This window comes from Yersinia sp. 2553 StPb PI (assembly GCF_052217105.1).
GTDB lineage: Bacteria > Pseudomonadota > Gammaproteobacteria > Enterobacterales > Enterobacteriaceae > Yersinia > Yersinia enterocolitica_E.
The window spans coordinates 2,131,131-2,155,561 of the sequence record NZ_JAZGPX010000002.1 but is presented as its reverse complement, the minus strand read 5'-3'; the positions used below and the strand labels follow the sequence as shown (position 1 = coordinate 2,155,561).

The following is a 24,431-nucleotide window of genomic DNA, read 5'->3' as shown; positions in this document are numbered from 1 at the left end:
TGAATTTGAAAGGAAAGGTTGATTTATGATACATGGAAAAAATAAAAACTCAATTATTTTTTTTATTAGTTGTTGTGTGGCAACTATGTTGGTTATTTATCGGGGGCAGATACTTAATGGTTTTACATTTATTTCTGGAGATTCATATGATTATGTGATTTCTTCATCTATACTTGAACATTGGTATAATGTATTTAAAGGGCTATCTCATTGGGCAGAGACTAATTACTATTATCCTTATAAAAATACTATAGCGCAAACTGATGCTTATTTTATCGTGGCCATCTTTTATTCAGTATTTAGGTTCATTGGGATAGAGCCATTCCTTGCTTCAGAGTTATCGAGTGTTACTTTGAAGTTTGTTGGTTTTATATCAATATTTTTCTTTCTTAGAAAAATATTTCATATTCCTGTTGGCTGGGCTTTGCTTGGATCCATTTTATTTACTATAAATAATGCTATGGTAAGTCATAATTCACGGCTTCAATTAGCTACTGTAGCTTTAGCTCCACTGCTCTCGTACCTTATTTATAAAACAATAAATAACTTATTGATAAATAATAATAAGTTATTTAGATGGTATGGTATCTCTTTTGGGATTATGTATGGAGCATGGTGTTTAACCTGTTTTTATATGGCTTGGTTTTGGACATATTTTGTTTTGGTTTTTTCATCTCTCTTTGTAATTTTTAATTACAAAGATGTAATTTATGGTTTATCAAAAATAAAAATTGATAGGAATAAACTCATATCAATTTTTGTTGTTTTTGTTACGTTTATTTTATCAATTATACCTTTTTTATATGTTTTTTATCCTAAATCTCAAGAAGTAAAATTACGAACATATGATATGGTTCTAAACAATACTATACCAGTTTATGATGCTCTGCAGCTTGGGATAAATAATTATTTGTTTGGGAGTGTTTATAATAAAATATTGTTGTTTATTAATCCACAATATACTATATCTAGTGAGTATTATAATACTGGTGTTAGCCCGATACTATTCCTATTATTTTTATTTTCGTCAGCCTATATATTTAAAAATAGAAAAACATCTGTTGTTGGAAAAGTAATTTTTATTCTTTTTTTAACAACAAGTATTACATGGTTATCCGTAATGAATTTTTTCGGTCACAGTCTTTGGTTCTTTGTATATACCATAGTCCCTGGGGCTAAAGCTTTTAATGCTGTATCAACTTATCAGATTTTTTTAGCTTTCCCAATAGTAGTAATTGCCGTGAATTTCTTATCGGTTTTAAAAATTAAAAACATTTATTTATTTTTAATTGCAATGCTAGCTATAGCCTCAGAATTAAGTGCTCAGCATCTTGTATTTAATCGTCAAGAGGAAATTGAAAAAGTTACTGTTGCAACAGCACCTCCTTCTGACTGCCAAGCTTTTTATATCCTTGGCTGGAGTCCTGATAAGATCAGCAAGACATTTCCTGACTGGGTAAATAACATGTATTCACATAATGTTACTGCAATGATGATTGCTGAATTAGTTAATTTGCCTACTGTAAATGGTATCGCATCATTTAATATGCCTGATTGGAATTTTGCTAGTCCTGAGTTTTCTAACTATCCTGAAAGGATTCATGAATATGCTAAGAATCATAACGTAAAAAATCTATGCTCATATAATCCTAATACAAAACAGTGGAAATTAGATTAAATTTAATTAGGTAATTTTATTTTTCTATTTATTCAAATTGGAGTGAACATGATATACACTTCTAAAGTGGCGGTGGTACTTCCTTGTTATAAAGTAAAACAGCATATCCTTTCTGTACTTGATAAAATTGATAATTTAGTTGATAAAATCTATGTTATTGATGATTGTTGCCCAGAAAAATCTGGACAATATGTTGAAGAAAATTCACAAGATATTCGGGTGTCAGTTATTTATAATTCTGCGAATATGGGAGTTGGAGGGGCTGTACTTTCTGGTTATGCTGCCGCGATAAAAGACGGCATAGATATTGTTGTAAAGGTAGATGGTGATGGTCAAATGGACCCGCATCTTATTAAATACTTTATAGCTCCAATATCTAGAGGAGACGCAGATTACACAAAAGGAAATCGTTTTTATGATATTGATACTTTGAAGTCAATGCCGAAAGTTAGAGTTTTTGGGAACGCAGTTCTTTCATTTCTTACTAAATTCTCATCCGGATATTATAATTTATTTGATCCCACTAATGGATATACAGCTATTTCGATAACTGCACTAAAACGTTTGCCATTAGATAAAATTAGTAAGAGATATTTTTTCGAGTCAGATATTCTTTTCAGACTAAATGTAATAAGAGCAAAGGTTGTTGACATACCTATGGATGCAGTTTATGGGAATGAAGTGTCTAATTTAAATATAAAAAAAATAATGTTTCCTTTCCTTAAAGGTAACATAAATAACTTTCTTAAAAGAATTTTCTATAATTATTTTTTAAGAGGTTTTTCTATTGCATCATTAGAGCTGTTTTTTGGTGTGATGTTTTTTTCTTTTGGTGCAATTAATGGTCTTGTTTCTTGGTATAGTTCTTTGGCTACAGGTCAACCAGCCACTAGTGGTACAGTAATGTTAGCAGCATTACCAGTAATGTTAGGTGTTCAATTATTACTGTCTTTTATCCAAGCCGATGTTGAAAATCAACCCCAAATAGCACTGACACGTTTATTAAAAGATGAGCATCTACACTAAATATTCCTTATTACATACATAAAATATAGTATGTATTCTCACTTTACTCTCAGACTAAATATATTCTCTATTTAGTCTGAATTAATAAAAGCTCTCATGTTTTAAATAGAGTCCTAATGTATTTGAGGTTAAAGTAAAACTAATTTTAGATGTTCTAATAGGTGTAGATCTAGAAAAATTGATAACTCGATGGGCGTTGTTGAATAAATCGAACTTTTGGCCGTAGTTAGGATCAGATCACCACACTCCTGATCCTGCAGCGATATCACGTGGCAAAACAAAAGTTCAAAATCACCAACTGGGCCACCTACAACAAGGCGCTTGTCAATCGGGGCTCACTGACATTCTGGCTTGATGAGTCGGCCATTCAGGCATGGTATGACGAGCCCAACACGTCTTTACGCGGTCGTCCGCAACGTTATTCTGAGCTGGCCATTTCAACCGTTCTGATGCTCAAACGCGTTTTTCGCCTCACACTTCGCGCTGCGCAGGGATTCATTGACTCCATCTTTACCCTAATGAAGCTCCCGCTCCGTTGCCCGGATTATTCCTGCGTCAGCAGGCGGGCTAAATCCGTCAGCATCCCTTTCAAAAACCCAACACGCGGTGAAATTGCCCATCTGGTTATCGATTCCACCGGCTTAAAAGTCTTCGGTGAGGGTGAGTGGAAGGTGAAAAAACACGGCCAGGAAAAGCGCCGCGTCTGGCGGAAACTGCACCTGGCGGTGGATGCTGATACGCATGAGATTATCTGCGCTGACCTGTCCCTAAACAACGTGACTGATGCAGAGGCATTCCCGGGGCTTATCCGTCAGACGCACAGGAAAATCAGGGCTGCCTGTGCCGACGGGGCTTATGACACAAAGCGGTGCCACGACGAGTTGCGGCGCAAGAAAATTAAGGCGCTTATCCCGCCGCGAACGCGCGCCGGCTACTGGCCGGTGGAGTATGCCGACAGAAATCAGGCGGTGGCGAGGCAACGGCTTACTGGGAGCAATGCGTACTGGAAATGGCACACGGCTTATAACCGGCGTTCAGTGGCCGAAACGGCGATGTACCGCGTAAAACAGCTGTTTGGTGGGCATCTTACGTTGAGGGATTACGATGCGCAGGTTGGAGAAACTATGGCCATGATCCGTGCCTTAAACAAAATGACGCGTGCAGGGATGCCAGAAAGTGTGCGGATTGCCTGAGGAAGTCAGTGACGAGAGGCGCTTTTATCTAAATCCGAATTATTCAACAAAGCCAACTCGATGTACAATCCTAGAACGGTTTTATTCCAGTTTTTCCTGCTGCGGTAACTAATTTTGAATACACCTATCCATTCTGATTATCTGATAGTTTCACCTGATTAACCATTGCGAACAGCAACTGGTCAGTTGTGCTATCTATCGCACCAATCACTACCCAGCTGACATAATCCTGAGTTAACATGTTTCCCACATCAAAAACCTGTTGGCCTCAAGGCCGGTAACAGGTGTCATCCTTCAGACAGGAGTTTTTTAATGTCCAAACAACAGATTGGCGTTGTCGGTATGGCGGTGATGGGCCGTAACCTGGCGCTCAACATCGAAAGTCGTGGCTATTCCGTTTCTATCTTTAACCGTTCATCAGACAAAACCGACGAAGTGGTTGCCGAGAACCCAGGTAAAAATCTGGTGCCGAGTTATACCGTGGAAGAGTTTGTTGATTCATTGGAAAAACCGCGTCGCATCCTGCTGATGGTGAAAGCGGGTGAAGCCACTGATAAGACTATCGCTTCACTGACTCCACATCTGGATAAAGGTGACATTCTGATTGATGGTGGTAATACTTATTACAAAGACACCATCCGCCGTAACCGCGAACTTTCTGCACAAGGCTTCAACTTTATCGGTACTGGTGTTTCCGGTGGCGAAGAGGGCGCATTGAAAGGCCCATCTATCATGCCAGGTGGCCAGAAAGAAGCCTACGAACTGGTTGCGCCTATCCTTGAGAAGATTGCTGCCCGTGCTGATGACGGTGATGCTTGTGTGGCGTATATCGGTGCCGATGGTGCCGGCCATTACGTTAAAATGGTTCACAACGGCATTGAATACGGTGACATGCAATTGATCGCAGAAGCTTATTCCCTGTTGAAACAGTCTTTAGGTTTAAGCAATGAAGAGCTGGCTAGCACCTTTGCTGAGTGGAACAAGGGAGAGCTGAACAGCTACCTGATTGATATCACCAAAGATATCTTCACCAAAAAAGACGAAGCCGGTAAATATCTGGTCGATGTGATTCTGGATGAAGCGGCGAACAAAGGCACCGGTAAATGGACCAGCCAAAGTTCTCTGGATTTGGGTGAGCCATTAACACTGATCACTGAGTCTGTGTTTGCCCGCTATTTGTCTTCTCTGAAAGATCAGCGCGTAGCTGCCTCTAAAGTACTGACTGGCCCTAAAGTGCAGCCTTTTGCCGGTGATAAAGCTGAATTTATCGAGAAAATCCGTCGTGCGTTGTATCTGGGTAAAATCGTCTCTTATGCTCAGGGCTTCTCTCAACTGAAAGCCGCTTCTGACGAAAATAACTGGGATTTGCATTACGGTGAGATCGCCAAGATTTTCCGTGCGGGTTGTATTATCCGTGCACAGTTCCTGCAAAAAATCACTGATGCATATGCAGAAAATGCAGATATTGCTAATTTGCTGTTGGCACCTTACTTCAAGCAGATCGCTGATGATTACCAGCAAGCACTGCGTGATGTAGTGTCTTATGCAGTTCAAAACGGTATCCCAACACCAACATTCTCTGCGGCGATTAATTATTACGATAGCTACCGTTCAGCCGTACTGCCAGCCAACTTGATTCAGGCGCAGCGCGACTATTTCGGTGCGCATACCTATAAGCGTATTGATAAAGAAGGTGTGTTCCACACTGAGTGGCTTTAAGTTAACGGCTACTGCGCGTTCGTATTTTGATATTGGGCAGTGCTCGTCATCCTCACGTACTGAGTGTACGCTCCGGTGACTGTGCGCTGTCTGCAATCAAACTCCTTTCGCTCGCGACGCCTCAGGTGGATAAGTTATTAAATTAAGTGTGTCGCCGAGGTGACTTTAGGTAGGGTAGGTTGGAGTAACCCGCTCGCTGATTTAAAAAGTTTGTCCTAATAAAAACGCCCTCGATGCTAAGTCGAGGGCGTTTTTATGCCAATAAGAAAGCTAACTCGAAAATTACTTCTCGTGGCGTTCGCGCAGGCGTCCAATCACTTTACTCAGATTCAAATCTTGGTCTTGCAGCAACACCAGTAGGTGATAGATCAAATCCGATGCTTCGTTGGTCAACTCTTCACGGTCATTCACTGTTGCGGCGAGGGCGGTTTCTACCCCTTCTTCCCCCACTTTTTGTGCGATACGCTTAGTGCCGCTGGCATATAGCTTGGCGGTGTAAGAACTCGCTGGATCGGCTGATTTACGTGAGGCCAATAACTGTTCTAACTGGTACAAGAAGCCCCAATCGCTGGCCGCCGGGGAGAAGCAACTGTTATTGCCTAAATGACAGGTTGGGCCAATAGGATTAGCCAGAATGAGCAGGGTATCATTGTCGCAGTCGGGATAGATATTAACTACATTCAGCACGTTACCGGAGCTTTCGCCCTTGGTCCACAAACGTTGTTTGGTGCGAGAGAAAAAGGTTACCTTGCCGGTTTGCTGTGTCACCGTCAGTGCTGCCTGATTCATATACCCCATCATCAGAACTTCACCGGAAATGGTATGCTGAACGATGGCTGGCATCAGATTGTCGACTTTATCCCAATCCAGTTGGGCAATTTGTTGTTCGCTTAACACACTCTTATCTCCACGCCTTGTTCAGACAAATACTTTTTCAATTCGCCGATATTAATGATTTGTTTATGGAACACCGAGGCTGCCAGCGCACCATCGACATCTGTGTCACGGAAAGCCTCAAGGAAGTGTTCTGGGGTACCTGCACCGCCAGAGGCTATCAACGGAACATGGCAGATGGCCCGCATCTGTTTCAACTGACGTAAATCGTAGCCGTTGCGCACACCATCTTGGTTCATCATATTCAGCACAATCTCACCGGCTCCACGTAACTGGACCTCTTTGATCCAATCCTCGGTCTGCCAGGTGGTGGCTTTGGTCCGTTTTTCATCGCCAGTAAATTGATAAACCTGATAACTGTCACTTTCCGCGTCATACCAAGTATCAATACCGACGACAATGCATTGTACGCCATAGCGGTCGGCCAAACGGGTAATTAAGGTCGGATCTGCCAGCGCCGGTGAGTTGATAGAGATTTTATCGGCACCGAAGGTCAGGATCTGACCTGCATCTTCAACGCTTTTAATCCCACCCGCCACGCAGAAAGGAATATCAATCACTTCTGCGACCCGCGATACCCAGCTTTTATCGACCACACGGCCGTCAGATGACGCAGTAATATCGTAAAACACCAGCTCGTCGGCACCTTCTTGTGCATAACGCTGCGCCAGTGGCACGATGTCGCCGATGATTTCGTGATTACGGAACTGGACGCCTTTGACCACTTGGCCGTCTTTCACATCCAGACAAGGGATTATACGTTTTGCCAGCATGCGATCGCCTCCTTCACGTTAAACTTGCCGTCCAATAGCGCGCGGCCCACAATCACACCTTGCACACCACTGCCACGCAGGCGGGCAATATCATCCAGACAACCGATACCACCGGAAGCCTGGAATGCCACTTGTGGGTAGCGCTGGCACACTTCCTGATACAGTTCTACATTGGAACCACTCAGGGTGCCATCGCGGGAAATATCAGTACACAACACATGTTTTAGGCCAAACGGCAGGTATTGTTCGACGATTTGTTCCAGCGTAGCATCTGAGTTTTCCTGCCAACCGCTGATAGCCACCTGTTTGCGGCCCGCCTCATTAATTCGGACATCCAGCGCTAATACGATGGCTTCAGCGCCATAGCGCTCAAACCACTGTTGCACCATTTCTGGCTGCTTAACGGCTGTTGAACCCACGACAACCCGTGTTGCACCGGCTTCCAGCAGTGCGACCACATCTTGTTCGTTACGGATGCCGCCGCCCACCTGCACCGGGACATCTACACCGGCCAGTAACTCGCGCAGCAAGGGGATCTGACGGGCTGCCGGATCTTTGGCCCCGGTAAGATCGACCAGATGTAACACCTGAGCGCCTTGCTGCTGATAATCCTGTAAGCGGGGCAGTGGGTGATTACCGTAATCACGCTGCTGGCCGTAATCGCCTTGATGCAAACGCACTACCTTGCCTTCGATCAAATCCAAAGCGGGAATAATCATGGTGCTCACATCTCCAGAAAATTTTTCAGCAATTGGGCCCCAGCCGCACCGGAACGCTCCGGATGAAACTGCACGCCAAAGAAGTTGTCTTTTTCTACTGCGGCGGTAAATGGCTCGCCGTAATTGGCCTGGGCGATGGTATCTGGGCATATTGGCATTGCATATCCGTGCACAAAGTAGAAATAGGTCCCATCCGGGATCCCACGAAACAGATGATTACCCGCCTGTGGGGTAATCTGATTCCAGCCCATGTGTGGCAGCGGTAAACCAAAATCCATCATCTGTTTTACCGGCGTATCAATAATACCGAGAGTTTCAATACCGCCACTCTCCTCGCTGCTGGTCGCCAGCAACTGCATTCCCAGGCAGATACCCAATACCGGTTGAGTACAGCTCTTAATCAGTTCGATAAGTTCGCGTTCTTTTAACTGATCCATTGCCGCATGGGCAGTACCGACACCTGGCAGGAAAAGCTTATCTGCACGCAGTACAATCTCAGGGTCACGGCTGATAACTGGCGCGTACCCCAAACGCTGCACCGCATAGGTGACAGAGGAGAGGTTGGCGCACCCCGTATCCAGAATCACCACATTCATTACAGCACTCCTTTGGAACTTGGCAGGGTATTGCCCTCAACACGGATCGCCTGACGTAAAGTACGACCAAACACTTTAAACAGGCTCTCGACCCGGTGGTGATCGTTACGGCCTTTGGTTTTCAAGTGCAGGGTACAGGCCATGGCATAAGAGAGGGAGCGGAAGAAGTGCTCAACCATCTCAGTGCTCAGGTCACCCACGCGCTGGTAGTTAAATTCCGCTTTGTATTCCAGATGCGGGCGGCCAGAAATATCCAGCGCGCAGCGCGCCAGGCACTCGTCCATTGGTAAGACAAAACCAAAACGGCCAATACCGCGTTTGTCACCGAGCGCGTTGTTAATCGCTTCGCCCAGTGCCAGTGCCGTATCTTCTACGGTGTGGTGGTCATCAATGTAGAGATCACCGCTGACCTGAATATCCATACGGAAACCGCCGTGAGTGGCGATTTGATCCAGCATATGGTCGAAGAAGCCCACGCCGGTTTTGATCTTGCTGCCCCCTTCGCGATCGAGCCACACATTTACGTCAATGGCCGTCTCTTTGGTGACACGGTTAACATAGGCATGACGGTCTCGCTGGCTTAGCTGCTTGGCAATCTGCGACCAGTTCAAACCATCACGCTGATAACGCAAGCCGCTGATGCCCATATTGTGAGCCAATTGCAGGTCAGTTTCGCGATCGCCGATAACATAGCTATTGGCACTGTTCATCACGCCTTCAGCCAGATAACTTTCTACCAACGCGGTTTTCGGCTTACGGCAAGTACAATTATCCGCAGGCAGATGCGGGCAAATTAGCACTTGCTCGAAATTGACGCCCTGCGAGCTAAATATTTGCATCATCAGGTTATGGGGAGGATCAAACGTTTCCTGTGGGAAACTGTGAGTACCTAAGCCATCTTGATTGGTGATCATCACCAAACGATAATCCGCTTTTTGCAGTGCCAGCAAGGCCGGGATCACTTCTGGCTCCAGCGCCAGTTTGTCCAGCCGGTCAACCTGAAAGTCTTCCGGTGGCTCGGCAATCAAGGTGCCGTCTCTGTCAATAAAAAGAAATTTCTGGCTCATATCGTTTCCTTACGGAGGCTGGAGGTATTAGTGCTATTGGGGCTATCAATACCGGGCAGGGGAGCAAGGGCGGCAATCACTCGCTCACATTCCTGACGGGTGCCTACCGTAATGCGCAGGCAGTTGGATAACCCCGGTTGCTTATTTTGGTCACGCAGAATGATGCCTTGATCCCACAGTGTTTTGAACACGCTGCTGGAGGCGGTAAACCGGGCCAGTAAATAGTTACTTTCACTGGTAAATACCTGCTCAACACAGGCACAGTCTTGCAGCGCGCTTTGTAACCATGCACGGTTAGTTCGTACTTTGTTTACCCGCTGGCGCATTTGCTCAAGACCTTGTGGGCTGAGCGCTTGTGCAGCAATATCGGCCACCGGTGTAGATAACGGATAGGGCGCGATCACTTTAAGCAACAATTGGATAATATCGCTGTTGGCCAAGGTAAAGCCACAACGTAAACCGGCCAATGCAAAAGCTTTCGATAAGGTGCGCAAAATGACTAAATTCGGATAATCTTTTAGCCAACCGCTGACCGAGGCCTGTGGGCAGAACTCGATATAGGCTTCATCGATAGCCACGATAGCGCGACCTTGCGCCAGTTCCAGCACTTCACGCAGAGAGGCTGGGTTGATTAAATTGCCAGTTGGGTTATTTGGGCTGCAAACATAGATCAATTTCACTCGATCCAGGTTTTCTTTAATTGCTGGTAGATCTAACTGCCAGTCCGTGGTGGTTTGCACGGTACGCAGTTCCACACCAAAGGTTTCGGCGCTAACGGCGTACATACCATAGGTTGGCGGGCAGAAGAGTATCGCATCCTTACCTGGTTCACAGAATGCACGGATCAGCAGCTCAATACCTTCATCGGCACCACGGCTGACTAACACTTGATCAGTTTCTAAACCGGCATAGGCGGCATAACGCTCAATCACCTGTTTCGGCTGACATTCTGGATAGCGATTGAAGTTTTGTGTCGTAAGTTGGTATTCGGTTGCTAGCGGGTATTCGTTGGCATTAAGCCATACATCGCCATTACCGCCCAAACGGCGGGCAGACATATAAGGGGTCAGGGCACGGACGTTGGCACGGGCCAAATCGGTGACGTTGGTAGATTGGCTCATGCTTGCTCCTCTTGGGCGGCTGTCAAGGCCGCAACACGTAGGGTAACGGCGTTTTTGTGGGCGGTGAGTTGTTCGGCTTGCGCTAAAATTTCGATAGTCGAAGCCAGACCCAGCAAGCCCTGCGGTGTTAATTGCTGTACTGTCATTCGCTTAACAAAATCGGCCAGACCCAAACTGGAATAAGTTGAGGTATAACCATAAGTCGGTAACACGTGGTTGGTACCGGAGGCATAATCACCCGCAGATTCCGGCGACCAGTCACCCATAAAGACTGAACCGGCATTATCAATCTGATCGATAATGTCTTCCGGCTGACGGATTTGCAAAATTAAGTGTTCTGGGCCGTATTGGTTACTGATATCAATACATTGTTGCAAATCTTTGGTGACGATCAAGCGGCTGCTTTCCAGGGCCTGACGAGCGATATCAGCGCGCGATAACAATTTAAGTTGCTGCTCTACCTCAACAGCGACTGCTTGGGCAATGGCGGCATCCGGGGTCAGTAATACCACTTGTGAATCCGGCCCGTGCTCCGCTTGAGACAGCAAATCAGAGGCAATAAACGCCGGTGTAGCACCACTGTCGGCAATAACCAACACTTCTGACGGGCCAGCCGGCATGTCAATTGCAGCACCATCCAAACGTTGGCTTACCTGACGCTTCGCTTCAGTGACATACGCGTTACCGGGGCCAAAAATCTTGTTCACTTTCGGTATTGATTCGCTACCGAATGCCATGGCCGCAATCGCTTGTGCTCCACCAATCTGGAACACTTCTTTAATCCCACACAGTTGCGCGGCATACAGTATTTCATCGGCAATCGGCGGCGGGGAACATAAAATGACCCGATGGCAACCGGCAATGCGTGCTGGGGTACCGAGCATGAGTACGGTAGACAGCAGCGGAGCGGAACCACCGGGAATATACAAGCCGACGGAGGCAATCGGGCGGGTGATTTGCTGGCAGCGCACGCCCGGCTGAGTTTCAACATCTACCACTGGCATTTTCTGCGCGTTGTGGAAGGTTTCAATATTACGTACCGCTTGCGCCATGGCTTGTTTAATGTCGTCATTCAAGCGCCCGGCAGCGGCAGCTATCTCATCGCTACTGATGCGGATATCGGCAACCTGCGCCGTATCAAAGCGTTGGCTGAAATCACGCAAGGCACTATCACCCTCGGCTTTCACCCGATCAAGGATTTCGCTGACGGTTGCGGTGATTCTGTCAGAGGCATTAATTGCCGGGCGGCTAAGCAGTGCCTTTTGCTGCTCTTCACTGCATTGCTGCCAGTCGATTAGGGTATTGAAATTCGTCGGCTGCATCAGTTACTCCATCATTTTTTCAATCGGTAATACCAGAATGGAGCTGGCACCTAACGCTTTCAGCTTTTCCATTGTTTCCCAGAACAGCGTCTCGCTACTGACCATGTGCATGGCGACACGGCTCTTATCACCGGCCAATGGCAGAATAGTAGGGCGCTCGGCACCGGGTAGCAGCGTAATGATTTCGTCCAAACGTTCACTAGGTGCATGCATCATGATGTATTTGGATTCACGTGCTTGAATCACACCTTGAATACGGGTCATCAGGCGATCAATCAGTTGTTGCTTATCGGCTGGCATTTCGCCATCACGCTGAATCAGGCACGCTTTGGAGCGGTAAATGACTTCAACTTCGCGCAGGCCGTTGGCTTCCAGCGTGGCACCGGTTGACACCAAATCACAGATAACATCCGCCAAACCGGCACGTGGTGCTACTTCAACGGAACCGTTCAATAAACAGGATTTAAAGGTAACCCCTTGTTTGTCTAAGTATTGCTTTAAGATGTGCGGGTAAGAGGTGGCGATGCGCTTATTTTGCAGACATTGCGGGCCGGTATACTCGGTATCCAGTGATGCTGCCAGTGAGAGGCGACAGCCACCGAAATCCAGGCGGCGTAATGTGAAGTAACGGGGGTCTTCGCCTTGAGCACGGCGGCTCAGTAACTCTTCTTCCAGCACGTTTTCGCCAATAATCCCTAGATCAACCACCCCATCCATCACCAGTCCTGGGATATCGTCATCACGTACTCGCAGGATATCGATTGGCATATTTTCTGCAAAAGCGATCAGGCGCTGTTGTTGCAAATTGATTTTAATCCCGCAGCGCGATAACAATTCATGGCAATCATCACTCAGGCGGCCTGATTTCTGCATCGCAATGCGTAAACGTGTTTTATCCAGCATGGTAAATCCTCAATCTATTAATTAATCATATAAAATGATGAGCAACAAAAAAGCCCTCGGAAGATAATCTTCCGAGGGCTTTCTCTATTGCGTTCTACCGCCACCTGGAAGATTCGTTAACCGTCTTCCAGCACACATCGGCCTGCAAGACTAGTCAGGATGATGGTGATGATGGTGATTAAATTGAACGCAGTTCATAATAATTTCTCTGTTTGGGCGGTTTTGAGCAAATCAAAATAGCCTTGATGTATACATATAGCCATACGTGGCATAACTTCTGTCAATCAACCTAAACCATCTGCTCGGTAGCGCGCAACCTTTTTTTCGCCTGATGCATTTATTTCACCCTGGAAGGGTGCGGCTTATCAACCAGTAATGGTTTTCTACTTAGTCATTATCACTTTGTTTTATGTCAGTATAAGCATGAAATATTTACCCAGCGTCATTACACCGATTTATAGAAAGAGGCCCATAATAGAGAGTAATTGTTAGGTAACAGTAGTTGGCGTAACTTATGCGTATTACGTGTGTTATCGGTATACACCCGTCATACTTCAAGCTGCATGTGTATTAGCCGCCTTCCTGCAACTCGAATTATTTAGGGTATAGGTTATCGGTATGAATCCGTGGAGAGCAATTGAAATGAAGAAAGTAGCCATTATTGGGTTGGGCTGGCTGGGGATGCCATTGGCGCAATCATTAATCCGTCGTGGAATACAAGTGGTTGGCAGTAAGACTACGTCAGATGGTGTCGATGCCGCCAGAATGAGCGGAGTTGATTGTTTTCAATTGCAACTGACACCAGAACTGATTTGCTCTCCAGACGATCTGGAGCAACTGATGACCGCTGATGCTTTGGTCATTACCTTACCTGCCAGCCGCACCGCCGAACGTGGGGAACAATATCTTCAGGCGGTACAGATGGTGGTCGATAGCGCATTGGCTTTCGGTATGCCGCGCATTATTTTTACCAGTTCTACCTCGGTGTATGGCGAAACCCGTGGCCGAATCAAAGAGAGTTCACCGCTACAACCGGTGACCACTGCCGGTAAAACGCTGATGGAGCTAGAGCTTTGGTTGCATAAGTTACCCAATACCTCGGTGGATATCTTGCGCCTTGCCGGGCTAGTGGGCACCGATCGCCATCCTGGCCGTTTTCTGGCAGGGAAATGCGGTGTGAAAGGCGGCTCATTGGGGGTTAATCTGGTGCATCAGGAAGATGTTATTTCAGCCATCGAGTTGTTGCTTAAGCTGCCAAGGGGCGGCCATATTTATAATTTGTGTGCACCACACCATCCCGCCAAGCGTGATTTCTATCCTGAGTGCGCGCGAGCATTACAATTGACGCCACCGGAGTTTGCTGCCGAGGATATTGAGGAAGCACCACGTGAGATTGATGGCAGCAAAATTTGTAGCGAGCTGGGGTTTGAGTATCAATATCCAGACCCAAATCGAATGCCTTTGAATTAATTATCTTATCGGCTACTGCGCGTTGTCATACTGAGATTGTGCAGTGCTCGTACTCCCCACATACTGCGTGTATGCTCCGGGTACTGCGCGCTGTACGCACTCAGTCTGACTTAGTTCGCTACGCCTTGAATGTATGAGTCGATAAAACATTCGAAATAAACATCAAATATAAGAGGGCCCCTAGGCGCGGCTCACCCTTTCACTCGCCCTATCACCGCTTTTGATGGATATAGGTCAGCGCCAGCGCCATTGCCAATACCAGCCCTTTGATGATATCCATGGCATAATAAGGTACTGACAGCATCACCAGGCCGTTTTGTAATACACCCAGGATCACCGCGCCAATTAAGGTGCCAAAAGCATTAGGCTTGCCAGAACCGGCCAAAGAGAAACCGATATACGCTGCTGCCACGGCATCCATTAGGTAGCCCCCCCCGGCGTTCACCTGCGACGAGCCGATACGTGATGCCAGCAGAATGCCACCCAGTGCCGCTAACAGGGAAGAGAGCACATAGGCCAGCACCCGATAACGCACGGTACGGATACCCGCTAATCGAGCCGCTTCTGGATTGCCCCCAATTGCATACATGCGCCGGCCATGCTTGGTTAGCGACAGATACAACTGCACTACAATTGTCACCGCCAGCATAATCAGCACAATTACCGGCACTTGGCCCAGCGCTGAAAACATCTCAGGAATGACGCCTTCCGCCATATCGCCGCTGGGTAGCAACATATTTTGCGTGATAGACCCGCCATAACTGTAAGTCATCGCCACGCCCTGAATCACAAATAGACTGGCAAGGGTGGCCAGCATGTCAGGGATCTTCAGTACCACGATCAGAAACGCGTTAAACAGGCCGACTAAGGTACAAATCAGTAGCGTTAAAATAATGGCGCCAGTGGTACCAAAACCGTACCAGACAAATAGCGATACCACGATGGCATTGGCCAACGAAGCGGTGGAACCCACCGACAGATCAAAACCACCAATCGACAGCGAAATCGACACTCCAATGGCAATCACCGTCACGATGGCGATAGAGCGCAAAATATTGATAATATTGTTTGGATCGAGGAAGTTATCCGATGCCAAGCCAAATAACGCGATTAGCGCCACAACGGTGAGTAACATCCCCCATTTGTAGAGAAAATCAAAGAGCTGATGACGCCATGGTTGTGCGTCGGCTAGGGGGATTTCTTTGTTCACTGAGGGGTTCCTCCAGTAGAGAGTAGTAATAATGTCTCTTCATCAACATCGGCGGCGTTCAGTTCGGCGACAATACGCCCATCCCACAACACACAGATGCGAGAGCATAAACCGACCAATTCTGAGAATTCACCGGATGCATAAATAATGCCTTTCCCACTCTGTGCTAAAGCGTCAATCAGAGTGAACAGGTCTTGCTTGGCTTTGATGTCGACACCTTTAGTCGGTTCATCAAAAATCAGTACCTGCGCATCACCGCGCAACCACTTGCCGATCGCCACTTTCTGCTGATTGCCTCCCGATAGGCGCGCGAGTTTCTGTTGTGGTGAAGAGGTACGTATCCCAAGACGCTGAATTAACTCTTTGGCCCAATTTAGCTCCTGACGGCGGCTAAAAATACTCCAGCGGGAAAAACTGTCATCGGCCGCCACACTGAGATTCATCGCAATCCCTTCGTGGATAAAAATACCTTCTTTGCGCCGCTCTTCCGGTACCAATGCCAATCCTTGTGCGACAGATTGGTCGGGCGAGCGTGGTTTCCAGTCTTTCCCTTGTAATTCGCCACTGTCGACACGGCTGGGTGTTGCGCCAAACAACGCTTTGCACAGTTCGGTTTTCCCCGCACCGGCTAACCCAGCAATACCCAGAATTTCGCCTTCATGCAGTGTCAGGGAAATATCGCGCAATTTGTGTTGATCATGTAAACCACGTACTGCCAGCAGTGTTTTACGGCTGACCGCCGCTCGTCGAGGGGGGAAGATATCATCCAGCGTATGGCCAAGCATTTTTTCCACAATCTGCTCGCCGCTTAGCTCACCCATGGCATCATGGCTGACACGCCGCCCATCACGTAACACCGTTAATTGATCGCAAATTTCGCGTAATTCATGGATGCGATGTGAAATGAAAACGATTGCCATGCCTTCCGATTGCAAACGGCGGACTACGCGGAACAAGCGCGCGCTCTCTTCTTGATCCAGTGGTGCGGTAGGTTCATCTAAAATCAGGAAACGGCATTGGTGGGAAAGGGCGCGGGCTAATAACACCTGTTGTTTCTCTGCCAGCGTGCAGGATTCCAGACGTTGGCGCACATTTAATTTAACATCAAGTTGCCCGAGTAGCGCTTCTGCCTGACGGTAAAGCTGCGGCCAGTTAAACAGATGTCCCTGCTCCGCCAGCGTATCCAGCATAATATTTTCCGCCACAGACAGGGTGGGGATCAGCGCGACATCAACCTCTTGCTGAACCACATGGATACCCTGTTGCTTAGCTTGTCGGGGGGAATGAATATCTACCTGTTGGCCATCAATATAGATCTCACCACGATAGTGACTGTGAGCGCCGGAAAGAATAGCCATCAAGGTTGATTTTCCTGCACCATTAGCACCGACCAGTGCATGGGTGGAACCACCTTCTAGTGTAAAATCAACTTGTTGTAGTGCATGGAATCCAGAAAACGAAATAGAGATATTGCGCATCTCAAGGCGGGAGGAACTGATGCTGGACATAAATTTCTGTGACTGCCCTATAAAGTATTTTGGCGACCTACCCCTTTTTGCTATTTAGAAATAGGCTTACGATTTTTCTCAGGTCAATCAACCGGAGAAACAGGCAGTCAATAATGCTGCTGATAGCTTTCTTTTTTAACACAGTTTCTATTATTCGCAACAAACTAAAGTAGTTAAGGTATATCAAAAAATTATTAAACATTGCTAGCTTACCCCTTAAGATGAGAAAAACAGCGATAAGAACGTAATTTAAAAGGAACGCGCGATGAGCACGAATGCAATCCGGGTACAGGTAGGTCCGGCCAACTATTTTTCTTTTCCGGGTGCTATCGACAAACTGAGTGAGTTCTACCCTCCGGCGGCCCTGGATAAGGCACTGTGGATCTTTGGTGAGCGTGCTTTGGCGGCAGCCAGTGATTACTTACCCGCCGCGTTCCACGGGCCGCAAGCGGTGCGTGCTGCGTTTTCAACCCATTGCAGTGAGTCTACTGTTGCGGATTTGGTGAAAACAGCGGGCAGTGATCGCCAGGTGGTGATCGGTATCGGCGGTGGGGCAGTATTGGATACCGCGAAAGTGGTGGCACGTAAGCTGGGGTTGCCACTGGTCGCTATCCCGACTATCGCCGCAACCTGCGCCGCCTGGACGCCACTCTCCGTCTGGTATAGCGACGCCGGGCAGGCACTGAATTTTGAAATTTTCAAAGATGCTAATTACTTAGTCTTAGTTGAACCGCGCATCATTTTGCAAGCACCGGTGGAATATCTGCTGGCAGGTATTGGCGATACCTTGGCAAAATGGTACGAAGCCGTGGTACTTAGCCCACAGCCGGAAACTTTATCTCTCACTGTTCGCCTCGGATTACAGGCTGCGTTGGATATTCGTAATGTGCTGCTAAAGCAAAGTGAAGCCGCGTTACGGGCGGTTAAGCAAGTTGAACTGACACAGGACTTTCTGGATGTGGTGGATGCGATTATTGCCGGGGGCGGCATGGTCGGTGGGTTGGGGGAGCGTTATACCCGGGTGGCGGCGGCACATGCAGTGCACAATGGCCTGACTCTGTTGCCCCAAACCGAACATTTTCTGCATGGCACCAAAGTGGCCTATGGGATTTTGGTCCAGACAGCCCTGCTGGAGCAGGATGAGGCATTACAGTCATTGATTGTGGCGTTTAAAAAGTTGGGTTTGCCAACCCATTTAGCGGCGCTGGATGTTGATATTAATGATCGCGATGCTATTGAGCGGGTGATTGGTCGAATTCTGAAGCCGAGTGAATCAATTCATTATCTGCCTATTGCATTGAATTCAGACAAACTGTGGGCGGCAATTGAGCGAGTAGAAATGGCCGCTCAGCGCTGATAGCACGCGGGAATAGCCGTTTAGATCAAACTGTCATAAGAATATTGTTTCAAGTGCTTTAACATCTTGTTTTTTGCTCTCAACTTAGGGCAGAATACGCGCCATGCAATAACCGACGTTTAAACGCGTCGGTTATTTTTTTGCATTCATGTTTTCACAAATCAAGAGGCCGGACAACGATCCGGATAGATAAACAGGTCCGCGAGCGATTATTCACATACTGAAATCGCCGTTATGAGGAAAGAAAGATGGGGCAATTATTCACACTGGCACCGGTGCCCACCGGTATGCGCTGCACATGCAGCGATTATGGCGCAGCAGGTATGGCAAATACCCGTTACTCCGCTCTTATTTCCCCACTTACGTATCCCAGGCAGATACGAAGTTTCCCCGTCACCTCTAACCTGTGCGCTACACTTGCGAATCGGGTTAAAGGTATGGGGAGGCTGAATCATGACGCATAACGCTACTGTTGCAGTCGGTACTAACCAAACGGGTACCAACAACCGCGTCCAACTCAGAAAAACACTGACACTGGTCCAAGTGGTGATGATGGGTCTGGCTTATTTACAGCCGATGACCATTTTCGATACTTTTGGCATTGTTTCCGGTTTGACCGATGGTCATGTCGCGACCTCTTACGCCATTGCGTTGATTGCGGTGCTGTTCACGGCAATCAGCTATGGCAAACTGGTTAAACGCTTCCCGTCTGCGGGGTCGGCGTATACTTACGCCCAGAAATCCATTAGTCCGAATGTTGGCTTTATGGTGGGTTGGTCATCACTGCTGGACTATCTGTTCATGCCGATGATTAATATTCTGTTGGCAAAAATTTACCTCGAAGCGATTTTCCCTGGTGTGCCATCGTGGATTTTTGTTGGCGCGCTGGTCAGCCTGATGACGCTGTTTAACCTGCGTGGCATCAACGTGGTGGCAAACTTGAACTCGGTTATTGTTGTGGTTCAGGTAGCTATCATGGTGGTCTTTATGGGGCTATTGATTCATGGTGTTTATCAGGGTGAAGGTGCGGGCACATTGGTAAGCCCACGCCCGTTCTATTCTGAAAATGCCCATTTGGTGCCGATGATAACTGGGGCCACGATACTGTGCTTCTCATTCCTGGGTTTCGACGGCATCAGTTCATTGTCTGAAGAAACTCCCAATGCCGGTAAAGTGATCCCGAAAGCGATTTTCTTGACGGCATTGATTGGCGGCGTGATCTTTATTGTGGTGTCTTATTTCTTACAGCTCTATTTCCCGGATATTTCGCGCTTCACTGATCCTGATGCGTCACAGCCGGAAATTATGCTGTTTGTTGCTGGCAAATTCTTCCAGTCAGTTATCTTGTGCTTCTCCTGTGTCACGGTATTGGCATCAGGGATGGCGGCACATGCTGGCGTTTCGCGTCTGCTGTATGTGATGGGCCGCGATGGGGTATTCCCAGAAAAAATATTTGGTTACGTACACCCGAAATGGCGGACTCCGGCAATCAACGTACTGTTGGTTGGTGGCGTGGCATTGTCTGCTATTTCCTTTGATCTGGTGACGGCGACCGCATTGATTAACTTCGGTGCGCTGGTGGCCTTTACCTTCGTGAACCTGTCAGTGATTTCACAGTTCTATATCCGTGAACGCCGTAACAAAACGTTTAAGGATCATTTCAGCTACCTGATTCTGCCAATGATTGGTGCAGGAACGGTGGGGGTGCTGTGGATGAATCTGGAAAGCAGTTCAATGACACTGGGACTGGTGTGGGGCGCGATTGGCCTGGCTTATATGGTCTGGAAAACCCGTGCTTTCCGTCAGGCTCTGCCTCAGTTTAATGGCGAACTGGCACAGTAATCGCATTTAATATTGCGCAATTGCTGACTAAAACGGAGCCTGATGGCTCCGTTTTTTATTGGATAATTTGCTGCCACAGCCCTAGCTCACTAAGCCTCTGGCATACTCAAACAGTGCTTTCAGCAGTGCCAGCTTCTCTTTATCATCTTCATACTGGTTATAGAATTGTTCCAGTTGCAGCACGTAGTCCTGCACTCTTTCAGGATTGAGGGCTTCGCGGCGATGTTCCAGCCAACGCTGTTGCTCACTGTCAGTCAGCGTATTGGGGTAATTACGGGCGCGAAAGCGGAAAAATAGCGCTTCCAGCCGTGGATCTTGAAAGGTCAAATCCAGTGCGGGCAGGTTTTGCGGTTCAGTTTGTAAAATGATCTTCATGGTGGCGCGGTCGGCATCGCTGAAGAAGCCATTATACAGTTGTGCATCGACATCATCGGATACCGCAAAAGGTTCGGCTTCGGCGAACAGTGCCACCACTTTTTCACGTACTTGCGGATTTTGCCGCAATAATTGCAAATTTTGCAGGCAACGTTGGCGATCAATGCCCAAACGATCAGCATTTTCCGGTAATAAAGTTTTAGCGGGAGCCAGTACCGGGCATTTATTGATGTGCACCAGTTTCAGTGGCACCGCTGCATCTTGTGCATTGAGTTTGTCGCGGCGGGTATATAGACGCTCGCGCAGTGTATCGCTATCCAACGCCAGCAATGGCGACATATCACCGGCCAGGTCACACATAATCACCGCATTTTTATTCTCAGGATGCCATGCCAGCGGCGCAACCCAACTGGTATTGCCTCGTGCCGCGCCAAACATGCCGGAGACATGAACCAACGGCGTCATCTCCGCGATATCAATCAGTGCGTTTATTTTATGCTTACTGCGGTGTTGATATAAATAGTCGAATAGGCGGGGTTGCGCCTGTTTGACCAATTTCGCCATCGCAATGGTGGCATGCACATCTGACATCGCATCATGGGCATGCAAATGCTCAACACCATTGGTTTTGGTCAGATGCTCAAGCTTGAAACTCGGCAGGCCATCTTCATTTTCCGGCCAGACAATACCTTCTGGGCGCAGGGCGTAACACGCCCGCATCACATCTAACAGATCCCAGCGGGAATTCCCTCCTTGCCAGCTATAGGCATAGGGATCGTAAAAATTGCGGTAGAAAATATTGCGACTAACTTCATCATCAAAACGAATATTGTTGTAACCGAGGATACAAGTGCCCGGCACATTGAAAGCCTGATGGATTTGGCGGGCAAATTCTGCCTCATTCACGCCATTGGCTAAGGCATGCTGTGGCGTGATACCGGTTATCATCACAGCCTCTGGCTGTGGCAGATAGTCATCGGCGGGAGCACAGTAAATGACCAATGGCTCTTCGATAATGTTGAAATCCAAATCGGTGCGCACCCCGGCAAACTGGGCCGGCCGGTCCAATGCCGGACGCTGACCAAAAGTCTCGTAATCGTGAATGTAAAACGTCTTTTGTATTGGCTTGTCTTTCACTGTATTTATATGCTCTTTGTTTGCCAAGTTTGTACATTAATTTCAATGGTTTAATGTGATTTATGTATTTGTTCGTAATTCAATGTATGTGTTTGTATATTGATGTTTAAGATAGTCCATGTGATATTGAGTACCAAGTTAGTACAAAATCACTATTAATGTTGAGTACAAAAAATAAAATGGCTATCAGTGATACAAAATTACGCGCTCTGTATGGTAAACCATATTCAGGAGCACCAGAAGTAACGGATTTGGATGGGCTTGGGATAAGGGTATCACCAAAGGGCGTAATAACTTTTCAGTATCGCTTTCGATGGGAAGGTAAGCAACACCGTATTGGTTTAGGGCGATACCCGGCTGTAACGTTAAAAGATGCGAGAAACAAAGTTGCTGACTTCCGTGAGAATTTAGCTCGAGGATTAGATCCACGATTGCTCACCAGTCAAAACAAAAACGCCAAAAGCCCAACAGTTAAGGACTGTCTTGCTTACTGGGAAGAAACATACGTTAGTGTCTCCTTGAGGGATAAGACACAGCAGCTTTATAGATGTACCGTCATAAAGAACATGTCTAACGCTTTCCCTGGTGTGCCTATTGATGAAATAACAGTTCGTAACTGGATGGATTTATTTACTGAAGAAGAGAAAATAAACCAGCGCCGCGCTCGCCATCTTTTAGTGCAACTTCGATCAGCGATTAATTGGTGTATCAGGCGTCAATTTATTGATGGTTGTAGCCTTATGAAAATCAGCCCTCGAGATATAGGTGAGAAACCAGCGGTAGGGGACAAGGTTCTTACTTACAATGAATTGGCCCGCATATGGCTGGCTATCGAGCGTAGTAGGGCGTCAACATCTAATAAGCTGCTTCATCAGATGCTCATGTTGTGGGGTGCAAGGAATGGAGAATTAAGGCTATCAGAACTTAGTGACTTTAACGAAGAAGACAAACTTTGGATTGTTCCGGCCGAAAAATCCAAAACGAATAAAATAATTCGTCGGCCAATCTTCAGCCAGGTACTCCCTCTCTTTGAAAAGGCAAAGCTGACTTACGGAAACGTACTATTCCCAGGGCAAAAGCTTAATGCTCCAATGACAATAGCTGCCGCTAATCGTTATATTGGCAGGATTAGGAACGTTGTTAATGCAGGGGTATGGACAGCGCATGATTTCCGCCGAACCCTCGCAACTAGATTGTCTGAAGAAGGGGTGGCCCCGCATGTAATTGAAAAAATGCTGGGCCACGAACTAGGCGGCATCATGGCTGTTTACAACAAGCATGACTGGATTGAAGAACAGCGCGAAGCTTATGAACTGTATGCCGAGAAGATATTTTGGCATATTAAGAAGCTCGCTGGTTAACCCCGCCGTTGAGTATCCATTGCTCGACCTCTGCCAGTAAGTATTGCTTTGGGTGCGTCCTCACTGGTAGAGGAAAATTATAAATCTTTGTGTACTTCCAGATTGTCATGCGAGAAGAGATCCTGAGCTTAGCCATCACTTCTTTCTCTTCAATCATATCGGTGCTAGACATTATCTCCCCCTTTCTTATCTGTAGGGTAAAACATTGGTGAACACTCTGACGGATAGCCCGCCTGCCGGATCGCTATAGAGCACATAGCAATGGCGGCGTTGAAATGGTTCGCGGCGTTCAGATCCTCACCCTCAAGCCCTTCGATATCAATCATGGGCGGGAGCATTACCGGCGTTTTGATTGCTGCTTGCTTACCCATTGGTGGACTCCTTGCGATATCCGGCGTCATATAGCATTTCAAGGTACTGTCGAACGCTGGTGGTATCAGGAGCATTGACATACATGACGTGCATTTTATCGACCGCTATATCTCTTTCGGTAGCTTCCTGTGCTGCAATGCTTTCATTCAGACGGTAACTGGCTGCCAATACTGCTTTAGCGATTTTGCCCGGAAGTGGGTTTACCGAATAGAATTCGTCAACCAACACACCAAGTTCAAATTTAAGCACTCCATCCAACGTTTCCGGCCAGACATCTGGAGGTAGAAAATCCATGCAGTGGTTACCGATAATGTTCATCGTCAAATCAGTAATTTCATCCGCACCGCGTTCTGGTTTACGGTAGTGAGCTACCCAAATAGCGGTTGTGATATCACCTGGATCACTGCCGGCTGATTTGATGATGTTCGCCAGTTGGAAAATGCTATCGCTCATTGCGCACCTCCGGCCACCGTAGAACCCATGTCGGAACCCATGTTTTCCCATATCTCACGGCCGCATTGCGTTAGGTTGTTGCCATCCATGCATTTAGTCAGTAATTCGATTGCGACTTTTTCCCATCGTGAGTAATTCAGCTTTAAGGCCTCTAGAAAGTAGGCATCAACCAGACCGCGAACCCCTGACACCCCACCTGCAATTTCAATCCGAAGGGGAAACTCACCAGCATCCACCATGAAGAAATTACCGCCGTTCTGTTGCTTCACATGGTCATAAATTGCTGCTGAATACTGGTTAGCCAGCGCATTCAATCGGAAGTTTTTAGTGATAAT

25 protein-coding genes and 1 other annotated feature are annotated in these 24,431 nt (G+C 47.1%); of the genes, 9 read left to right on the top strand and 16 right to left on the bottom strand.

Translation table 11 applies throughout. From position 1 onward, the window contains the following. The first annotated feature begins 25 nt into the window (after positions 1-25). The 4 genes from V2A84_RS11430 (at position 26) to gndA (ending at position 5,616) form a co-directional block, all read left to right on the top strand. Positions 26-1,678, top strand: coding sequence for a hypothetical protein (locus tag V2A84_RS11430; RefSeq protein ID WP_442848857.1), 1,653 nt, complete (start codon positions 26-28; stop codon positions 1,676-1,678). A 48-nt stretch (positions 1,679-1,726) separates the two neighbouring features. Beyond that, positions 1,727-2,704, top strand: coding sequence for a glycosyltransferase family 2 protein (locus tag V2A84_RS11425; RefSeq protein ID WP_083159336.1), 978 nt, complete (start codon positions 1,727-1,729; stop codon positions 2,702-2,704). A gap of 269 nt (positions 2,705-2,973) precedes the next feature. Next, positions 2,974-3,897 (top strand): IS5 family transposase, encoded by a 924-nt coding sequence (locus tag V2A84_RS11420; RefSeq protein ID WP_226717630.1) that lies wholly within the window; start codon positions 2,974-2,976, stop codon positions 3,895-3,897. Positions 3,898-4,209: 312 nt separating this feature from the next. Next, positions 4,210-5,616: an NADP-dependent phosphogluconate dehydrogenase gene (gene gndA / locus V2A84_RS11415; RefSeq protein WP_083159335.1), complete on the top strand. Its 1,407-nt coding sequence runs from the start codon at positions 4,210-4,212 to the stop codon at positions 5,614-5,616. 282 nt (positions 5,617-5,898) lie between these two features. Here the strand turns inward: gndA and hisIE are convergent, their stop codons facing one another. The 9 genes from hisIE to hisL form a co-directional block, all read right to left on the bottom strand. After that, complete coding sequence (hisIE, locus tag V2A84_RS11410) at positions 5,899-6,513, bottom strand: bifunctional phosphoribosyl-AMP cyclohydrolase/phosphoribosyl-ATP diphosphatase HisIE (protein WP_083159334.1); 615 nt, start codon at positions 6,511-6,513, stop codon at positions 5,899-5,901. Next, positions 6,507-7,283: an imidazole glycerol phosphate synthase subunit HisF gene (gene hisF / locus V2A84_RS11405; protein WP_083159333.1), complete on the bottom strand. Its 777-nt coding sequence runs from the start codon at positions 7,281-7,283 to the stop codon at positions 6,507-6,509. The genes hisIE and hisF overlap by 7 nt, the downstream gene beginning before the upstream one ends. Continuing rightward, positions 7,265-8,002, bottom strand: coding sequence for a 1-(5-phosphoribosyl)-5-[(5-phosphoribosylamino)methylideneamino]imidazole-4-carboxamide isomerase (gene hisA, locus V2A84_RS11400; RefSeq protein ID WP_005187731.1), 738 nt, complete (start codon positions 8,000-8,002; stop codon positions 7,265-7,267). Before hisA ends, hisF begins: the two co-directional genes overlap by 19 nt. A gap of 5 nt (positions 8,003-8,007) precedes the next feature. Further along, complete coding sequence (gene hisH / locus V2A84_RS11395) at positions 8,008-8,598, bottom strand: imidazole glycerol phosphate synthase subunit HisH (RefSeq protein ID WP_032906852.1); 591 nt, start codon at positions 8,596-8,598, stop codon at positions 8,008-8,010. Then, positions 8,598-9,665 carry a bifunctional histidinol-phosphatase/imidazoleglycerol-phosphate dehydratase HisB gene (gene hisB, locus V2A84_RS11390; protein ID WP_083159332.1) on the bottom strand — a complete coding sequence of 356 codons (1,068 nt, stop codon included), beginning with the start codon at positions 9,663-9,665 and terminating at the stop codon, positions 8,598-8,600. Before hisB ends, hisH begins: the two co-directional genes overlap by 1 nt. Beyond that, positions 9,662-10,786 carry a histidinol-phosphate transaminase gene (gene hisC / locus V2A84_RS11385; protein ID WP_083159331.1) on the bottom strand — a complete coding sequence of 375 codons (1,125 nt, stop codon included), beginning with the start codon at positions 10,784-10,786 and terminating at the stop codon, positions 9,662-9,664. The genes hisB and hisC overlap by 4 nt, the downstream gene beginning before the upstream one ends. Beyond that, positions 10,783-12,108: a histidinol dehydrogenase gene (hisD, locus tag V2A84_RS11380; protein ID WP_083159330.1), complete on the bottom strand. Its 1,326-nt coding sequence runs from the start codon at positions 12,106-12,108 to the stop codon at positions 10,783-10,785. The genes hisC and hisD overlap by 4 nt, the downstream gene beginning before the upstream one ends. A 3-nt stretch (positions 12,109-12,111) precedes the next feature. Next, positions 12,112-13,011, bottom strand: coding sequence for an ATP phosphoribosyltransferase (gene hisG, locus V2A84_RS11375; RefSeq protein ID WP_004388789.1), 900 nt, complete (start codon positions 13,009-13,011; stop codon positions 12,112-12,114). Positions 13,012-13,055: 44 nt separating this feature from the next. Beyond that, positions 13,056-13,186 (bottom strand) — a sequence feature (His leader region). Next, entirely contained in the window at positions 13,162-13,209 is a 48-nt protein-coding gene (gene hisL / locus V2A84_RS11370; RefSeq protein ID WP_105877057.1) for a his operon leader peptide, read from the bottom strand. (Overlaps the previous feature by 25 nt.) A gap of 444 nt (positions 13,210-13,653) precedes the next feature. On the opposite strand from hisL, the gene V2A84_RS11365 reads away from it, so the two are divergent. Next, complete coding sequence (locus tag V2A84_RS11365) at positions 13,654-14,481, top strand: SDR family oxidoreductase (protein ID WP_083159329.1); 828 nt, start codon at positions 13,654-13,656, stop codon at positions 14,479-14,481. A 211-nt stretch (positions 14,482-14,692) separates the two neighbouring features. Here V2A84_RS11365 and V2A84_RS11360 read toward each other — a convergent pair whose 3' ends face one another. Beyond that, positions 14,693-15,691, bottom strand: coding sequence for an ABC transporter permease (locus V2A84_RS11360; RefSeq protein ID WP_050072904.1), 999 nt, complete (start codon positions 15,689-15,691; stop codon positions 14,693-14,695). Further along, positions 15,688-17,199, bottom strand: a complete 1,512-nt coding sequence (locus V2A84_RS11355) for a sugar ABC transporter ATP-binding protein (protein ID WP_083159328.1) — start codon at positions 17,197-17,199, stop codon at positions 15,688-15,690. The genes V2A84_RS11360 and V2A84_RS11355 overlap by 4 nt, the downstream gene beginning before the upstream one ends. Before the next feature lie 265 nt (positions 17,200-17,464). On the opposite strand from V2A84_RS11355, the gene V2A84_RS11350 reads away from it, so the two are divergent. The 3 genes from V2A84_RS11350 to V2A84_RS11340 all read left to right on the top strand — a co-directional run bounded on the left by V2A84_RS11350 (position 17,465) and on the right by V2A84_RS11340 (position 20,398). Further along, complete coding sequence (locus V2A84_RS11350) at positions 17,465-18,556, top strand: oxidoreductase (protein ID WP_420072875.1); 1,092 nt, start codon at positions 17,465-17,467, stop codon at positions 18,554-18,556. A gap of 248 nt (positions 18,557-18,804) precedes the next feature. Beyond that, positions 18,805-19,020 (top strand): hypothetical protein, encoded by a 216-nt coding sequence (locus V2A84_RS11345; protein WP_032906857.1) that lies wholly within the window; start codon positions 18,805-18,807, stop codon positions 19,018-19,020. Next, the gene (locus tag V2A84_RS11340; protein WP_083159326.1) at positions 19,010-20,398 is read left to right on the top strand and encodes an APC family permease; all 1,389 of its coding nucleotides are present in this window, start codon (positions 19,010-19,012) and stop codon (positions 20,396-20,398) included. Before V2A84_RS11345 ends, V2A84_RS11340 begins: the two co-directional genes overlap by 11 nt. 81 nt (positions 20,399-20,479) lie before the next feature. On the opposite strand, the gene sbcB is transcribed toward V2A84_RS11340, so the two are convergent. Further along, positions 20,480-21,910 (bottom strand): exodeoxyribonuclease I, encoded by a 1,431-nt coding sequence (gene sbcB, locus V2A84_RS11335; protein ID WP_442848856.1) that lies wholly within the window; start codon positions 21,908-21,910, stop codon positions 20,480-20,482. Positions 21,911-22,089: 179 nt separating this feature from the next. Between sbcB and V2A84_RS11330 the strand changes: the two genes are divergently transcribed. After that, a complete protein-coding gene (locus V2A84_RS11330) occupies positions 22,090-23,271 on the top strand; it encodes a tyrosine-type recombinase/integrase (RefSeq protein WP_427212929.1) in 1,182 nt (393 codons plus the stop codon). Here V2A84_RS11330 and V2A84_RS11325 read toward each other — a convergent pair. From V2A84_RS11325 to V2A84_RS11310, 4 genes are read right to left on the bottom strand one after another with little or no spacing between them, the layout of a single operon-like run. Next, complete coding sequence (locus V2A84_RS11325; RefSeq protein WP_083159324.1) at positions 23,252-23,443, bottom strand: helix-turn-helix transcriptional regulator; 192 nt, start codon at positions 23,441-23,443, stop codon at positions 23,252-23,254. The two genes, V2A84_RS11330 and V2A84_RS11325, sit on opposite strands and share 20 nt — an antisense overlap. Then, positions 23,436-23,642 (bottom strand): hypothetical protein, encoded by a 207-nt coding sequence (locus V2A84_RS11320; RefSeq protein ID WP_442848855.1) that lies wholly within the window; start codon positions 23,640-23,642, stop codon positions 23,436-23,438. Before V2A84_RS11320 ends, V2A84_RS11325 begins: the two co-directional genes overlap by 8 nt. Further along, positions 23,635-24,096, bottom strand: a complete 462-nt coding sequence (locus V2A84_RS11315; RefSeq protein WP_442848854.1) for a hypothetical protein — start codon at positions 24,094-24,096, stop codon at positions 23,635-23,637. The genes V2A84_RS11320 and V2A84_RS11315 overlap by 8 nt, the downstream gene beginning before the upstream one ends. Continuing rightward, positions 24,093-24,431, bottom strand: a complete 339-nt coding sequence (locus V2A84_RS11310) for a hypothetical protein (protein ID WP_442849131.1) — start codon at positions 24,429-24,431, stop codon at positions 24,093-24,095. Before V2A84_RS11310 ends, V2A84_RS11315 begins: the two co-directional genes overlap by 4 nt.